General features: G+C 60.3%; 15 protein-coding genes and 1 tRNA gene. 11 read left to right on the top strand and 5 right to left on the bottom strand.

Features of this window, described 5'->3' with window-relative positions:
• The first annotated feature begins 95 nt into the window (after window positions 1-95).
• From sdhE to creD, 5 genes are all read left to right on the top strand, one after another.
• On the top strand, window positions 96-362 hold the full coding sequence (sdhE, locus tag SSARUM2_RS19920; RefSeq protein ID WP_004931679.1) for an FAD assembly factor SdhE: 267 nt from the start codon (window positions 96-98) through the stop codon (window positions 360-362).
• Window positions 343-765 carry a protein YgfX gene (locus SSARUM2_RS19915; protein ID WP_033649453.1) on the top strand — a complete coding sequence of 141 codons (423 nt, stop codon included), beginning with the start codon at window positions 343-345 and terminating at the stop codon, window positions 763-765. The genes sdhE and SSARUM2_RS19915 overlap by 20 nt, the downstream gene beginning before the upstream one ends.
• On the top strand, window positions 765-1,460 hold the full coding sequence (creB, locus tag SSARUM2_RS19910; RefSeq protein ID WP_049232287.1) for a two-component system response regulator CreB: 696 nt from the start codon (window positions 765-767) through the stop codon (window positions 1,458-1,460). Before SSARUM2_RS19915 ends, creB begins: the two co-directional genes overlap by 1 nt.
• Complete coding sequence (creC, locus tag SSARUM2_RS19905; protein ID WP_033654070.1) at window positions 1,457-2,875, top strand: two-component system sensor histidine kinase CreC; 1,419 nt, start codon at window positions 1,457-1,459, stop codon at window positions 2,873-2,875. The genes creB and creC overlap by 4 nt, the downstream gene beginning before the upstream one ends.
• A gap of 80 nt (window positions 2,876-2,955) precedes the next feature.
• Window positions 2,956-4,320, top strand: coding sequence for a cell envelope integrity protein CreD (gene creD, locus SSARUM2_RS19900; RefSeq protein WP_041036554.1), 1,365 nt, complete (start codon window positions 2,956-2,958; stop codon window positions 4,318-4,320).
• Between the two features lie 37 nt (window positions 4,321-4,357).
• Here the strand turns inward: creD and fldB are convergent, their stop codons facing one another.
• Window positions 4,358-4,876: a flavodoxin FldB gene (gene fldB, locus SSARUM2_RS19895; RefSeq protein WP_033635825.1), complete on the bottom strand. Its 519-nt coding sequence runs from the start codon at window positions 4,874-4,876 to the stop codon at window positions 4,358-4,360.
• 106 nt (window positions 4,877-4,982) lie between these two features.
• Between fldB and xerD the strand changes: the two genes are divergently transcribed.
• From xerD to SSARUM2_RS19865, 6 genes are all read left to right on the top strand, one after another.
• Window positions 4,983-5,882 (top strand): site-specific tyrosine recombinase XerD, encoded by a 900-nt coding sequence (gene xerD / locus SSARUM2_RS19890; RefSeq protein WP_033638574.1) that lies wholly within the window; start codon window positions 4,983-4,985, stop codon window positions 5,880-5,882.
• Window positions 5,883-5,908: 26 nt separating this feature from the next.
• Window positions 5,909-6,625 carry a bifunctional protein-disulfide isomerase/oxidoreductase DsbC gene (gene dsbC / locus SSARUM2_RS19885; RefSeq protein WP_041036552.1) on the top strand — a complete coding sequence of 239 codons (717 nt, stop codon included), beginning with the start codon at window positions 5,909-5,911 and terminating at the stop codon, window positions 6,623-6,625.
• 6 nt (window positions 6,626-6,631) lie between these two features.
• Window positions 6,632-8,365 carry a single-stranded-DNA-specific exonuclease RecJ gene (gene recJ, locus SSARUM2_RS19880; RefSeq protein WP_060431440.1) on the top strand — a complete coding sequence of 578 codons (1,734 nt, stop codon included), beginning with the start codon at window positions 6,632-6,634 and terminating at the stop codon, window positions 8,363-8,365.
• Window positions 8,366-8,531: 166 nt separating this feature from the next.
• A protein-coding gene (gene prfB, locus SSARUM2_RS19875; RefSeq protein WP_096242572.1) for a peptide chain release factor 2 occupies window positions 8,532-9,630 on the top strand; the annotation gives its coding sequence in 2 pieces (ribosomal slippage) (window positions 8,532-8,606 and window positions 8,608-9,630; 1,098 coding nt in all).
• A gap of 9 nt (window positions 9,631-9,639) precedes the next feature.
• Window positions 9,640-11,157 (top strand): lysine--tRNA ligase, encoded by a 1,518-nt coding sequence (gene lysS / locus SSARUM2_RS19870; RefSeq protein ID WP_033649459.1) that lies wholly within the window; start codon window positions 9,640-9,642, stop codon window positions 11,155-11,157.
• Window positions 11,158-11,304: 147 nt separating this feature from the next.
• Window positions 11,305-11,378: transfer RNA gene (locus SSARUM2_RS19865), tRNA-Gly, on the top strand.
• Between the two features lie 166 nt (window positions 11,379-11,544).
• On the opposite strand, the gene betT is transcribed toward SSARUM2_RS19865, so the two are convergent.
• The 4 genes from betT to SSARUM2_RS19845 form a co-directional block, all read right to left on the bottom strand.
• Window positions 11,545-13,500, bottom strand: a complete 1,956-nt coding sequence (gene betT, locus SSARUM2_RS19860) for a choline BCCT transporter BetT (protein WP_282488693.1) — start codon at window positions 13,498-13,500, stop codon at window positions 11,545-11,547.
• A gap of 196 nt (window positions 13,501-13,696) precedes the next feature.
• Entirely contained in the window at window positions 13,697-14,011 is a 315-nt protein-coding gene (locus SSARUM2_RS19855) for a hypothetical protein (protein WP_033638573.1), read from the bottom strand.
• A 128-nt stretch (window positions 14,012-14,139) separates the two neighbouring features.
• On the bottom strand, window positions 14,140-15,372 hold the full coding sequence (locus SSARUM2_RS19850) for a cysteine desulfurase-like protein (RefSeq protein ID WP_060452476.1): 1,233 nt from the start codon (window positions 15,370-15,372) through the stop codon (window positions 14,140-14,142).
• Complete coding sequence (locus SSARUM2_RS19845) at window positions 15,369-15,983, bottom strand: 2OG-Fe dioxygenase family protein (RefSeq protein ID WP_223182037.1); 615 nt, start codon at window positions 15,981-15,983, stop codon at window positions 15,369-15,371. The genes SSARUM2_RS19850 and SSARUM2_RS19845 overlap by 4 nt, the downstream gene beginning before the upstream one ends.
• Window positions 15,984-16,046 lie beyond the last annotated feature (63 nt).

The following is a 16,046-nucleotide window of genomic DNA, read 5'->3' as shown; positions in this document are numbered from 1 at the left end:
CTGATGGAATTATATTGCGACGGCGTTGCCATACAGTGTGTCATTTGAACCCTGCGCTGGCGCTGCCGCGCTGAAAAGAGGTGAGTCATAACAACATGGATATTAACAACAAAGCACGTATTCACTGGGCTTGCCGCCGTGGCATGCGCGAGCTGGACATCTCCATCATGCCGTTCTTCGAGTACGAATACGACAGCCTGAATGACGCGGACAAGGCGCTGTTTATCCGCCTGCTGGAGTGCGACGATCCCGATTTGTTCAACTGGCTGATGAATCATGGCGCGCCGCAGGACGGCGAGCTGCAGAGAATGGTGACCCTGATCCAAACGCGAAATAAAGACCGTGGCCCAGTGGCGATGTGATATCCGCATTTCCTGGCGCACCCAGCTGTTTTCACTGTTGACCCACGGCGTGTTGATCCTGCTGATCCTGATTTCGCCCTGGCCGGAAGGTTTTGGCCCGCTCTGGCTGGTGCTGCTGACGCTGGTGGTGTTTCAGTGCATTCGCAGCCAGAAGCGCATCGCCGCGGCGCAGGGCGAGCTGCGGCTGCTGGCGGACCGGCGCTTCAGCTGGCACGGCCGCGAGTGGCGGCTGGCGAAAAAACCGTGGATGCCGGGTTACGGCATGCTGCTGACGCTGCTGCCGATGGAGGGCAAAAAGCGCCGCCGGCTGTGGCTGGCTTCCGACTGCATGAGCAAAGAGGAGTGGCGCCACCTGCGGCAGCTGTTGCTGTATCCGCCGGCGGGTGACGGCGAGGATCCCTGATGAAACCCGTACTCTGGTTGGTGGAGGATGAACCCAGCATTGCCGATACGCTGGTTTACACGCTGGAGAGCGAAGGCTTCGAGGTGCGCTGGTTCGAACGCGCGGAACCGGCGTTGCAGGCGCTGGCGCAAGGCGCGCCCGCGCTCGCTATCCTCGATGTCGGTTTGCCGGATATCAACGGCTTTGAATTGTGTCGCCGCCTGCTGGCTCAGGCGGCCGACCTGCCGATTCTGTTTCTCACCGCCCGCAGTGATGAAGTGGATCGCCTGATCGGGCTGGAGATCGGCGCTGACGACTATGTCGCCAAGCCGTTCTCTCCTCGCGAGGTCAGCGCGCGGGTGCGCACCATTTTGCGTCGCCTGCACAAGCAGCAGCGCCTGCAGCAGAGCGCGCCCTACCATTTCGGCGCTTTCGCGCTCGACGAAGACGCGGCCACCATCTCCTACCATCAGCGGCCGCTGCCGCTGACCCGTTACGAATACCTGCTGCTGAAGACGCTGCTGTTGGCGCCCGGACGGGTGTTCTCGCGGCAGCAACTGATGGAAAGCGTTTGGGCGCAGGCGGAAGAAAGCCTGGATCGCACCGTCGATACCCACATCAAAACACTGCGCGCCAAGCTGCGTGCGGTTGAACCCGGTGAACCGCCGATCCACACCCACCGCGGATTGGGCTACAGCGTGAGCCGCCAGCCATGAAAATTGGCCTGCGCCTGCTGCTGGGGTACTTTCTGATCGTAGCGGTGGCCGGGTACTTCGTGCTGAGCATTTTCGTCCAGGAAGTGAAGCCCGGCGTGCGGCGCGCTACCGAAGGCACGCTGGTGGACACTGCCAACCTGCTGGCGCAGATCGCCCGTCAGGACATGCAGCGCGGCGATGCGGCGCATGGCCAACTGGCGCAGGCGTTTACGCAGCTGAATCAGCGGCCGATCGGCGCCAACATTTCCGGCATCCGCAAGGACCGCAGTGAATACCACGTCTATCTTACCGATGCCCAGGGCCGGGTCATCTTCGATTCCGCCGGCCGCGCGCAGGGGCAGGATTATTCGCGCTGGAATGACGTTTATCGAACGCTGCGCGGCCAGTACGGCGCCCGCAGCACCCGCAGCGACCCGCAGGATGAAAACAGTTCGGTGATGTATGTGGCCGCGCCGGTGATAGAACAAGGGCGCATTATCGGCGTGCTCACCGTGGGTAAACCCAACAGCACCATGGCGCCGGTGATCAAGCGCAGCGAACGGCGCATTCTGTGGGCCGGCGCGTTGCTGCTGGGGATCGCTCTGCTGATCGGGGCGGTGTTCGTCTGGTGGATCAACCGGTCGATAGGCCGGCTGGTGCGTTATGCCGATGGGGTGGCGCAGGGCGAAAATGCGCCATTGCCCAAAGTGGGCGGCCGGGAACTGACCCAGCTGGCGCAGGCGCTGGAGAGCATGCGCCTGAAGCTGGAAGGCAAAGCCTATATCGAACAATATGCGCATGCCCTGACGCATGAGCTGAAAAGCCCGCTGGCGGCGATCAGGGGCGCGGCGGAGCTGTTGCAGGAGCTGCCGCCGCCGGAAACCGCTCGGCGTTTTCTCACCAACATTGAGCAGCAAAGCGCGCGCATCCAACAACTGGTGGATAAACTGCTGGTGCAGGCGCGGCTGGAGAGCCGGCCAGAAATGGAGACGGCGCCCATCGCGATCGCGGCGTTGATCGACCAGACGGTGGCGGGCAAAGAGGCGCAGGCGACGCAGCGCGGCGTCAGGTTGCGGCTGGAGGCGCTGGCGGAGGTGACGCTGAACGGCGATGCGTTGCTGATCAGCCAGGCGCTGACCAACCTGCTGGACAACGCGATCGACTTTACCCCGCCGGGCGGTTGCGTCAGCGTGCGAGGCGAACGGCGGGAACAGCATTACTGCATCAGCGTTTGCGACGACGGCAGCGGCATTCCTGACTATGCGTTCGATAAGGTGTTCGAGCGCTTTTATTCGTTGCCGCGCGCCGAACGGCCAAAAAGCAGCGGGCTGGGGCTGAACTTCGTGCAGGAGGTCGCCCGTCTGCATCATGGCGGCATTCACCTGCGCAATCGCCGGCCGCACGGGGTGGAAGCGACGTTCATGTTATCGCTGTGACTTCACCTTCCCTTCACATAACCACATTCTGATTTCACCTGCGGGTTTTATCGTGGCCTCATTACCTACGAGGAGCGAGCATGATGAAATCGGTACTTTTCTGGAAAATAACCACGCTGCTGGGATTGATGGTGGTGATGTTGATCCCCATCGCCCAACTGATGAGCGTGATCGACGAACGCAGCGGCTATCGGCAAAGCGTGGTCGGGCAGGTGAGCGAAAGCACCAGCGGGGCGCAGCGCGTGCTCGGCCCGTTGATTGTCATTCCTTATGTCGAACGAGAAGAGAAAAAAGACGAGAAAGGGCAAACGGTGGTGCAGCGGGTGCAGCATCACCGCTATTTGCTGCCGGAGTCGCTTCAGGTGCAGGGGGCGCCGAATGTGGAAGTGCGCAAGTTGGGCATTTATCAGACGCAGGTTTACCAGGGGCCGCTGAACTTCAAGGTGCGTTTCGGCCAGCCGGAGCTGGCGGATTTGCAACGCGCCAACGTGACCGTCGGCCAGCCGTTCCTGCTGGTGGCGCTGAGCGACTCTCGCGGCATCAAGAGCATTTCCCCGCTGGCAACGCCGCAGCCGGTGGCGTTTGAGCCGGGCACCGGCGTGGGATCGTTGCGCCAGGGGATCCACGCACCGCTGACGCTGGCGGCGCTGCAACAAAAAGCGGGGCTGAGCGCCGACTTCACCCTGACGCTGGCGGGCACCAGCAGCCTGTCGCTGGTGCCGCTGGGGCGCAGCAGCGAGCTGCAGCTGCAAAGCAACTGGCCGCACCCGAATTTCCTCGGCAACTTCCTGCCGGACGAACGCAAGGTGACGGAGCAAGGGTTTAGCGCTCGCTGGCGCAGCACCTGGTTCGCCAACAACATCAACAGTGCGTTCCATTACGACGATGGCATTATCGACGAGGACAAGCTGCCGGCCTTCAGCGCCAGCCTGGTCGAACCGGTCGATCACTATCAGTTGACCGAGCGCGCGGTCAAATACGCGCTGCTGTTTATCGGGCTGACGTTTATGGCGTTTTTCCTGTTCGAAACCCTGACCGGGCTGCGGGTTCACCCGATTCAGTACCTGTTGGTCGGCGCGGCGCTGGTGTTGTTCTACCTGATTCTGCTGGCCTTCTCCGAACACCTGGGATTCGCTCTCGCTTACCTAGCAGCCAGTATCGCCTGCAGCGGTCTGATCGGCTTCTATTTGAGCGCCGTGCTGCGCGGCAAGCTGCGCGGTGCGCTGTTCGCCGCGAGCCTATTGCTGTTGTACGGCGTGCTCTATTTGCTGCTGCAGTCGGAGGACAATGCGTTGGTGCTGGGGGCGGGGCTGCTGTTCGCCATTCTGGCGGGCATTATGCTGTTGACGCGCAAGTTGGACTGGTATCAGGTGGCCGATCCGGCGCGTCTGGCAAAGGAGACGCCGGCCGGCGAAGACGAGCCACGCTTCCGTCTGTGGAAATAAGCGGGGGAAATCGGGCGCGTTGAGCGCCCGATAGCGGCTACAGCAGCGGCTCCATTTCCAGCAGGATCTGTTCGCACCATTGCTGCAGGCGCTCTTCGCTCAGATCGTATTGATTGACCTCATCGAGCGCCAGGCCGACGAAGTGTTTGCCGTCGGCGCTCAGCGGTTTGGGGCTGGTGAACTCGAAGCCCTCGGTTGGCCAGAAGCCGATGAACTGCACGCCCAGCGGCGCGATGTGATCGTGCAGCATGCCCAGCGCGTCGAGGAACCACTCACCGTACCCGAGCTGATCGCCCATGCCGTACATGGCGACGATTTTGCCTTTCAGATCCAGCGCCGGCAGCTGCGGCCAGATCGCTTCCCAGTCTTCCTGCAGTTCGCCGAAATCCCAGGTCGGGATGCCGAGGATCAGTATGGAATAGTCCTCCATCAGCTTGGGAGAGACGTCTTTCAGGTTGTGCAGGTCGACCAGGTCTTCACCCAGAATCTCACGGATTTTTTCTGCCGCCATCTCGGTGTAGCAGGTGCTGGAGCCGTAAAACAGACCAATCTTCATGTGTAAACCGTTACGTTGCCGTTTAGAGAATTGCAGCGAGTATACCTGATTTGCGTCGGCTTAAGGCATAATGGCTCGGGTGGAAATGCAACAAAGAGAGGACCGCGTGCAACAGCAAGACCATGCGCTGATTGAACAATTCCTGGATGCGCTGTGGCTTGAGCGCAATCTGGCGGAAAATACGCTGGCCTCCTACCGGCTGGATTTGCAGGCGCTGGGCACCTGGCTTGGCCAGCAAAACACCGCCTTGCTGCAGGCGCAGGCGTTGGATCTGCAGGCGTTTCTCGCCGAGCGGGTGGACGGCGGCTACAAGGCCACCAGCTCCGCGCGTTTGCTGAGCGCCATGCGCCGCCTGTTTCAGTACCTGTACCGCGAAAAGCTGCGCGCCGACGATCCCACCGCGCAGCTGGCGTCTCCCAAGCTGCCGCAGCGTTTGCCGAAGGATCTGAGCGAGGCGCAGGTCGATGCGCTGCTGCAGGCGCCCTGCGTCGATCAGCCGCTGGAACTGCGCGACAAGGCGATGCTCGAAGTGTTGTACGCCACCGGGCTGCGAGTTTCCGAACTGGTGGGGCTGAGCATCAGCGACGTCAGCCTGCGCCAGGGCGTGGTGCGGGTGATCGGCAAGGGCAACAAGGAGCGGCTGGTGCCGCTGGGCGAAGAGGCGGTCTACTGGATCGAAAATTATCTGGAGCACGGCCGCCCGTGGCTGGTCAACGGCCAGACGCTGGATGTGCTGTTCCCTAGCACCCGCTGCCAGCAAATGACCCGACAGACGTTCTGGCATCGCATCAAACACTATGCCATCCTTGCGGGCATCGACAGCGAGCGTCTGTCGCCGCACGTGTTGCGGCACGCGTTCGCCACCCATTTGCTGAACCATGGGGCCGATCTCCGTGTCGTACAGATGTTGTTAGGGCACAGCGATCTCTCGACCACGCAAATTTATACTCATGTAGCGACCGAACGACTGAAACAGCTACATCAACAGCATCACCCGCGCGCCTGAGCGGCGGGTTCGAAAGGATTGGAACAATGAAAAAAGGTTTAATGCTGCTCTCACTGCTGGTGGCTTCGGTGACCAGCGCCGCCCATGCCGATGACGCGGCGATCAAAAAAGCGCTCGCCAGCCTGGGCATCCAGCAGGCGGACGTGCAGCCTTCACCGGTCAATGGACTGAAAACCGTGCTGACCGACAGCGGCGTGCTGTACGCCTCCGAAGACGGCAAGCATATCCTGCAGGGCCCGCTGTTCGACGTCAGCGGCAAAGAGCCGGTCAACGTGACCAACCAACTGCTGGGTAGCAAGATGGACGCGCTGAAAGATCAGATGATCGTCTACAAGGCGCCGAAAGAGAAACACGTGATCACCGTGTTCACCGACATCACCTGCGGTTACTGCCACAAGCTGCACCAGCAGATGAAAGAGTACAACGATCTGGGCATCACCGTGCGCTACCTGGCGTTCCCGCGCCAGGGGCTGGCCTCCCAGGCTGAGAAAGACATGCAGTCGATCTGGTGTACCGCAGACAAGGCCAAGGCGTTCGACGCCGCCATGAAGGGCGACGCCATCTCCCCGGCGACCTGCAAAACCGACATCAGCAAGCATTACGAACTGGGTGTGCAGTTCGGCATTCAGGGCACGCCGGCGATCATCCTGGAAAACGGCATGATGATCCCGGGCTATCAGGGGCCGAAAGAGATGGCCGCTATGCTGGATGCGCACCAGGCCGCCACCAAAGCCGGTGGTTAATCGCCGGTGAGTATTAAAACGCAACTACGCCGCCGCCCGGCGGCGGACGACACGCATTTGCCCGCCAGTTTGCCGCCGCTGCTGCGCCGGCTTTACGCCCTGCGCGGCGTGCAGGCTGAGCAAGAGCTGGAACGCGGCGTCAAGGGCATGCTGCCCTGGCAACAGCTGGACGGCATCGACGACGCCGTCAGCCTGCTGCAACAGGCGCTGGCCGACGGCCGCCGCATCATGGTGGTGGGCGATTTCGACGCCGACGGCGCCACCAGCACCGCACTGACGGTGCTGGCGCTGCGCAGCATGGGCGGCGCAGCCGTCGACTACCTGGTGCCGAACCGCTTTGAAGACGGCTACGGCCTGAGCCCCGAAGTGGTGGAGCAGGCGGCGGCGCGCGGCGCGGAGCTGATCGTCACCGTCGATAACGGCATCTCCTCCCACGCCGGCGTCGACGTGGCGCACGCCAAAGGCATGCAGGTGTTGGTGACCGATCACCACCTGCCGGGCGAGACCCTGCCAGCGGCCGAAGCGATCGTCAATCCCAACCTGCGCGGCTGCGCCTTCCCGTCCAAATCGCTGGCCGGGGTGGGCGTCGCGTTCTACCTGATGCTGGCGCTGCGCGCCCGGCTGCGGGACAGCGGCTGGTTCGAGCAGCGCGCGCTGGCGATGCCCAATCTGGCGGAACTGCTGGATCTGGTGGCGCTCGGCACCGTGGCCGACGTGGTGCCGCTGGACGCCAACAACCGCATTCTGGTGTATCAGGGGTTAAACCGCATCCGTGCCGGCAAATGCCGTCCGGGCATCCGCGCGCTGCTTGAGGTGGCCAACCGCGATGCCCGCCAGCTGGCGGCCAACGATCTCGGTTTCGCTCTCGGCCCGCGTCTTAACGCCGCCGGCAGGCTGGACGACATGTCGATCGGCGTGGCGCTGCTGCTGAGCGATGACATCGCGCAGGCGCGTATGCTGGCCAACGATCTCGACGCGCTGAACCAGACGCGACGCGAGATAGAGCAGGGCATGCAGGTGGAAGCCCTGCAGCTGTGCGACCAGTTGGAGCGCACCAGTACCGAGCTGCCTTACGGGCTGGCGATGTATCACCCGGAATGGCACCAGGGCGTGGTGGGTATCCTCGCCTCACGTATCAAAGAGCGTTTCCACCGCCCGGTGATCGCGTTCGCGCCGGCGGGCGACGGCATCCTGAAAGGTTCCGGCCGTTCGGTGCCTGGCCTGCACATGCGCGACGCGCTGGAGCGGCTGGATATGCTGAACCCCGGGCTCATGATGAAGTTCGGCGGCCACGCGATGGCGGCCGGGCTGTCGCTGGAAGAGGCCAGGTTCGACGAGTTCCGCCAGCGCTTCGGCGAGCTGGTGGGGGAATGGCTCGATCCGGCGATGCTGGAAGGGGTGATCTGGTCTGACGGCGAGCTGGCGATGCAGGAGCTGTCGCTGACGACGGCGGAGCTGCTGCGCGAGGGCGGCCCGTGGGGGCAGGCGTTTCCGGAACCGACCTTCGACGGCAAGTTCCGCATCCTGCAGCAGCGGCTGGTGGGCGAGAAACACCTGAAGCTGATGGTGGAGCCGCTCGGCGGCGGCCCGCTGCTCGACGGCATCGCATTCAACGTGGACACCACGCTGTGGCCGGACAGCAGCGTGCGCGAGGTCGAACTGGCCTACAAGCTCGACGTCAACGAGTTTCGCGGCAACCGCAACGTGCAGCTGCTGATCCAGCATCTTTGGCCGCGCTGAGGCGAAATTGAACACAATTCGGGGATTGGGCTCTCCAATCCCCCGCATCCTTCCCGATCGCCACAAAAACTGACCAACTCGCTATAAACTGCCGCCCGGATCCGTTAGAATTAGCGGTTCCAATGGCATTCCGCCATCGACGACATCAACGTAAAAGAACGAAACCATGTTTGAAATTAACCCGGTAAAAAACCGAATTCAGGACCTGTCCGAGCGGACTGCGGTTCTTAGGGGGTATCTTTGACTATGATGCCAAGAAGGAACGCCTAGAAGAAGTCAACGCCGAGCTGGAGCAGCCGGACGTTTGGAACGAGCCGGAGCGCGCGCAGGCGCTCGGCAAAGAGCGCGCCGCGCTGGAAGCCATCGTTGAAACCATCGATCAGCTGGAGCAGGGCGGCGAAGACGTCGGCGGGCTGCTGGAACTGGCGGTGGAAGCCGACGATGAAGAGACCTTCAACGAAGCGGTCGCCGAGCTGGATCAGCTGATGAGCAAGCTGGATCAGTTGGAATTCCGCCGCATGTTCTCCGGCGAATACGACAGCGCCGACTGCTATCTGGATATCCAGGCCGGCTCCGGCGGCACCGAAGCGCAGGACTGGGCCAGCATGCTGCTGCGCATGTACCTGCGCTGGGCCGAAGCCAAAGGCTTCAAGACCGAAGTGATCGAAGAGTCTGACGGCGACGTCGCGGGCCTGAAATCCGCCACCATCAAGATCATCGGCGACTACGCGTTCGGCTGGTTGCGCACTGAAACCGGCGTTCACCGCCTGGTGCGCAAGAGCCCGTTCGACTCCGGCGGCCGTCGCCACACCTCGTTCAGCTCGGTGTTCATCTACCCGGAAGTCGACGACGATATCGATATCGAAATCAACCCGGCGGATCTGCGTATCGACGTGTACCGCGCCTCCGGTGCGGGCGGTCAGCACGTTAACAAAACCGAATCCGCCGTACGTATTACTCACCTGCCAACCAACATCGTGGTGCAGTGCCAGAACGATCGTTCTCAGCATAAGAACAAGGATCAAGCGTTTAAACAGCTGCGAGCCAAGCTGTACGAGTTTGAGATGCAAAAGAAAAATGCTGATAAGCAGACGATGGAAGACAACAAGTCCGACATCGGCTGGGGCAGCCAAATCCGTTCTTACGTGCTGGATGACTCCCGCATCAAGGATTTGCGCACCAACGTCGAAACGCGTAACACGCAGGCCGTACTGGATGGCGACCTGGATAAATTCATTGAGGCAAGTTTGAAAGCCGGGTTATGAGGAATAGAAATGTCTGAACAACAAGTACAGGGCGCCGATCAGGCGCTGGATCTCAATAACGAACTGCAGTCCCGCCGCGAGAAACTGGCCGGCCTGCGCGAGAACGGCATTGCGTTCCCGAACGACTTCCGTCGTGACTCCACCTCCGACAAACTGCATGCCGCGTACGGCGATAAAGACAACGAAGAGCTGGAAGCGCTGGGCGTAGAAGTGACCGTCGCCGGCCGTATGATGACCCGCCGTATTATGGGCAAGGCATCCTTCGTCACGCTGCAGGACGTGGGCGGCCGCATTCAGCTGTACGTCGCGCGCGACGATCTGGCTGAAGGCGTGTACAACGACCAGTTCAAGAAGTGGGACCTGGGCGATATTCTCGGCGCACGCGGCAAGCTGTTCAAAACCAAGACCGGCGAACTGTCGATCCACTGCACCGAGCTGCGTCTGCTGACCAAAGCGCTGCGCCCGCTGCCGGACAAATTCCACGGCCTGGCGGATCAGGAAACCCGTTACCGCCAGCGTTACCTGGACCTGATCGCCAACGAAGAATCGCGCAACACCTTCAAGGTGCGTTCGCAGGTGATGTCGGCTATCCGCAACTTCATGGTGGAACGCGGCTTCATGGAAGTCGAAACCCCGATGATGCAGGTGATCCCGGGCGGTGCGTCCGCGCGTCCGTTCATCACCCACCACAATGCGCTGGATATCGACATGTACCTGCGCATCGCGCCGGAACTGTATCTGAAGCGTCTGGTGGTTGGTGGCTTTGAGCGCGTGTTCGAAATCAACCGTAACTTCCGTAACGAAGGCGTTTCTCCGCGTCACAACCCAGAGTTCACCATGATGGAACTCTACATGGCTTACGCGGATTACAAAGACCTGATCGAGCTGACCGAGACGCTGTTCCGCACCCTGACCGAGAAAGTGCTGGGCACCTCTCAGGTGCAGTACGGCGACGAAGTGTTCGACTTCGGCAAGCCGTTCGAGAAGCTGACCATGACCGAGGCGATCAAGAAATACCGTCCGGAAACCGATCTGGCTGACCTGGCCGACATGGGCAAAGCGGTAGCCATCGCCGAATCCATCGGCATCAAGGTTGAGAAGAGCTGGGGTCTGGGCCGCGTCGTGACCGAGATCTTCGAAGAAGTGGCAGAAAGCCATCTGATTCAGCCGACCTTCATCACCGAGTACCCGGCTGAAGTGTCGCCGCTGGCGCGCCGCAACGACGTTAACCCGGAAATCACCGACCGCTTCGAGTTCTTCATCGGCGGCCGTGAAATCGGCAACGGCTTCTCCGAGCTGAACGACGCCGAAGACCAGGCGCAGCGCTTTGCCGATCAGGTGAACGCCAAAGACGCCGGCGACGACGAAGCGATGTTCTACGACGAAGACTACGTCACCGCGCTGGAGCACGGCCTGCCGCCGACCGCCGGTCTGGGCATCGGTATCGACCGTATGGTGATGCTGTTCACCAACAGCCACACCATCCGCGACGTAATTCTGTTCCCGGCGATGCGCCCACAGAAATAATTCCGTTTAGCGTGCAACCACCGGTGCAGGCAACTGCGCCGGTTTTTTTTCGCCCACCGGACTTAACCGCTTAAAACATCGGCAGTTACGCGCCATCTCCGCTTGCCCGCCGCCGATAACCGGTTATAATGCCTGTCGCACACCGATGCGGGTGTAGTTCAATGGTAGAACGGCAGCTTCCCAAGCTGCATACGAGGGTTCGATTCCCTTCACCCGCTCCAGCACTCCCTCTTGAAAACATCCTGATTCTTCGAAACGTTATCCCGAACCAATCCTTTGCTCATAAAGCGCTGTTTCTGTTTGTCCGCCATTCCAACCGCATCATCAGCACTGTGGTGAAGAAAGCGGGGCAAAAAAATGCCGCCCCTGGGGACGGCATGTCGGCATTCAGCGAACCAGATGCAAGAAATGCAGGTGTTTCTCGTACTGGTCAAGAATATCGTTGATCAACTGCTCCTGATTCCAGCCCATGACATCGTAGTTCTGGCCGCCTTCTTTCAGGTAGATCTCCGCGCGATAATACTTGTGCTGCTCGGCTTGCTGTTCATCGTTATCCAGCCCGGCCAGAGCGAACGTCGGCGAACTGTAGCCGCGCAGTCTGACTTCATAGATAAAGTTAAGCTCATCGCCCAAATCGACCTCGAAACGAATGCGGTCTTCCGCAGTGGCGTTGATGCTGCTGAGCGTGTTTTGTTTACTCAGCTCTTCCTGCACCAGCGTCATGGCAGGCTGGATGACCTCATCCATAAAGCGCTTAACCAGCGAGCGTTTTGGCAGATAGGCGATATTGCGCAGCCTGCGCTGCCAGGGAATGGGGTTGCGGGCGGCGGTGGGGGCGATGGTGGCCATATTTTGGCTGTCGCGCTTGGTCAGATCGCGACGCAGCGCCTTAAGCAAGCCGTAGATGGAGACCAGCAAGATGGCCGAGAACGGCAATGCGCTGGCGATGGTGACGGTTTGCAGCGCGCTGAGCCCCCCGGCGATCAGCAAGGCGATGGCGACGATGCCCATCAGCGACGCCCAGAAAATGCGTTGCCAAACCGGCGTGTTGCTGGAGCCGCCCGAAGCCAGCGTATCCACGACCATGGCGCCGGAATCGGCGGAGGTGACGAAAAAGACGATAACCATCGCCATGGCGATAAACGAAAGCACGCTGGAGAACGGGAAATGCTCCAGGAAGTTAAACAACGCCAGCGCCACGTCTTGCTGTACCGTAGCGGCGAGGTCTGTCGCGCCCTTTTCCATGATGAGGTAAATGGCGCTGTTGCCGAACACCGTCATCCACATGAGGGTGAAGCCGGCCGGGACGAACAGCACGCCCGTGACAAATTCGCGGATGGTTCGGCCGCGGGAAACTCGTGCGATGAACATACCGACGAAAGGCGACCAGGAGAGCCACCACCCCCAATAGAGCAGCGTCCATCCGCCTAACCAGTTACTGGATTTCGGCTCATAGGCATACAGGTTGAACGTCTTGCTGACCAACTCGGACAGATAGCCGCCGGTATTTTCCACAAAGGATTTCAACAGCAGAACGGTTGGCCCCAACAGCAAGACCAAGGCCAGGAGCAACAGCGCCAGGCCAAGGTTCAGCTCCGACAGAAAGCGTATGCCTTTCTCCAGCCCTGAAACCACGGAAATGGTGGCCAGCCCGGTAATCACCACGATCAATATCACCTGAACGGTTTCGTTGATCGGCACGCCAAACAGGTGGTTAAGCCCGGCATTGACCTGCAACACGCCATAACCCAGCGAGGTCGCGACCCCGAATACGGTGCCGATGACCGCGAAGATATCGACGGCGTGGCCGATAGGGCCATAAATGCGGTCGCCGATGATCGGATAAAGCGCAGAGCGCAGGGTCAACGGCAGGCCATGCCGATAGCTGAAGAAGGCCAGAATCAACGCCACGATGGCGTAGATCGCCCAGGCGTGCAGCCCCCAGTGGAAAAAGGTCAGGCGCATGGCCTGTTTGGCCGCCTCGACGCTCTCGGGCGTGCCGACCGGCGGCGAAAGATAGTGCATAACCGGTTCTGCCACGCCGAAGAACATCAGGCCGATGCCCATCCCCGCTGAAAACAGCATGGCAAACCATGAGTGGTAGCGAAAATCGGGTTGCGCATGATCGGGGCCGAGTTTGATGTCGCCGTAGCGGGAAAGCCCCAGAAACGTCACGCTGAGCAAAATCAGCGCCACGGCCAAAATATAAAACCAGCTGGCGTTGGTGAAGATTTGTTGCTGCAGAAGTTTGAAGTTCTTGTCAGCGACGTCGGGGAAAAAGGCGGCGAACGCGACCAGAAGAAAAATGAGGACTGCAGAGGTGAAGAATACCGCTTTGTTGATATGGCTTTGCGGATTTTTTAGGGGGTGTCTTTCTCACTCATAAATTAATTTATTCCATTTGTTTGATTATCGCCCTGAATGGAGGAGAGGTGTAACCTGTTATATCGTAGCAAAATAGTCAGGCTGTCGGTGTCGGTCAATAGGGCGGAATTACCGCTGCCTGAGTGCGGTAATTCCGAGTTATTCCGTGTTGCCGTTAGTTAAATAAAAATGCCAATAACCCCGTCACCTTATTTTTATTTTCCCATCCTTCCAATTTCATGCAGGCATTAACGTGTTCTGTTCTGCGCATTGCATTGCTGTCCGAGGGAAAGGCGCCGCCACCGGCGTTGGGGATCTCCGTGCCGTTGATAGTCATGGAGGAGAAGGCCGGTGAGCTGGCGTGCAAAGACAGGCTGACGGGATAGCGCTGTTCAGCTGCTTGCCGGCAGCTGGCTCTGGCTGCTTCCAGGGGCGTCGGGGTTGCCGTTTGCGCTTCCCATTTCTCCGGCGTGGCGCAGGAAGACATCATCAACGCGGCGGCGATAACTGCATATTTTCGCAAAGTAAAAATCCATTTCTAAAATAAAATCCTCTGTATTCTACCCCCGGCGTTGCGCGATGGCCCGCTCAATAAGGTGAGCGGGCCGATGTGGCGAGTTAACTGAGGATATCTTCGGCGATCACTTTAAACAGCGTGTCTATTTCACTCTGGGTGTTGTAGTGCATCATGCCGATGCGCAGCACGCCGCCGTCCTGTAACCCCAACTGCTGGATCAGGCCCAGCGCATAGAAATGCCCGCTGCCGGCGCAGATGTTGTGCTGCCCGAGATGACGGACGATTGCGTCAGGCGTCTGGCCGCTGAAGGTCAGGGCGAAGGTTGGCGTGCGGCGCGCGCTGTCCGCCTGTGAATGGCCGTAGAGCCGCACGCCGTCGAGTTGCTGCAGCCGTTGCAAAAAGTGGCGGCACAGCGCCTCTTCATGCTGGTGGTAGGCGGCGAAACTCTCCTGCAAGCGCTGCCTTAACGGCGCGCCGGGCGTGCCCCACTGCGCCAGATAGTCGATCGCCGCCGCGACGCCGGCCAGCGCCTCGAAGCTTTGCGTGCCGGTCTCGAAACGGCCGGGGCCGACGTCGGTGGCCGGCTCGACTTTATATGGCCGCAAGCGTTGCAACCACTGCGGCGCGATATAGGCCATGCCGACGTGCGGGCCAAAGAACTTGTAGGCGGAGCACACCAGGAAATCACAGCTCAGCGCCTGCACGTCGATCAGGTTGTGCGGCGCATAGTGCACGGCGTCGATATACACCTGCGCGCCGACCCGATGCGCGGCTTCGACGATGGTTTTGATATCGACGATGCTGCCGGTGACGTTGGAGGCATAGCTGACCGCCACCAGGCGAGTGTTGGCGTTGATGCGTTCACACACCTTTGCGGCGTCGAGAGAACAGTCTGCGCTCTCCAGCGGTATCTGATGCACCACGGCTCCTTTGTCGGCGGCGGCCTGCTGCCAGCTGGAGACGTTGGCGTAGTGATCGAGCGCGGTGACGATGACCTCATCGCCGGCCTGCCAGTCGCGGCTGATGATGCGGCTGAGATGGAAAGTCAGCGTGGTCATGTTCATGCCGAAGACAATGTTGTCGGGCGACGGCGCATTTAACAAGGCGCGCACCGATTCTCGCGCCTGGCCCATCACCTCGCCGGTGACCCGGCTGGAGAAGTAGTGGCCGCCCAGGTTGGCGTTGTATTTCCCCAGGTAGTCCGTCATTTTTTCCAGCACGCCCCGTGAAACCTGCGCTCCACCGGGGCCGTCGAAAAAGATCGCCGGTTTGCCGTCGATTTGCTGAGACAGGGCGCTGAACTGGCGTCGGGCGAGCTCGGGCGTAAAGGTCATGCTTTCTCTCCCCGCGCGGTGAGGACGAAGAGATCCAAATGGCCTTCCTCAGTTGGGTTCACGGCGTTGATCGGCGTGGCGTTGTGCCACAGTTTGCTGTCCGCCAGCAGCACGGCCTCACCGTCCGCCAGCGCTTTTTTAAAGAAGGGATCGTGGTGGCTGTCGTCGTACAGCATAATTTCACCGCCGACGATGTTGTGCCGGTGAATGGCGATCATCGCGATATGGTCGAAACCGTCCTGGTGAATGCCTTCCGGCGCCACCTGGGTGTCTTTCTCGATGGCGACCACGCGCATCTGATGGATCTCAATCTCGGCGCCTTCCGGCAGCTCGTTGCTTTCTGCAAACAGGTTGCACATCTCCGCCATGCCGGCGCTCTGCAGTACGGCGCTGTCGATAGGCTCGAAGCGGCGCACCACGTTGCCCTGGAAATGGTTGATCTGATCGGACTGCATGAAGGTGCGTGGCCCCACTTCGGCGACGTTGGGGTTGAGGTATTTAACGACCGAATAACGGCGCAGGCGATATTTGCCGTCGGCGTGTTGCGTGTGGGGCAAGGAGGAAAACGAAGGCATCAGTTGTTGGGTGGCTTGCGGGCTTAGTACAGTCATACTTATTACATTTTCGTGTTTCTGTAACATAATCACCTCTAATAATAATAATTTCTGATGTTG

This window comes from Serratia sp. K-E0102 (assembly GCF_029962625.1).
Classification (GTDB): Bacteria; Pseudomonadota; Gammaproteobacteria; order Enterobacterales; family Enterobacteriaceae; genus Serratia; species Serratia sarumanii.
Note: the sequence above shows the minus strand (reverse complement) of the source record. Positions and strands in the feature narration are given on the sequence as shown.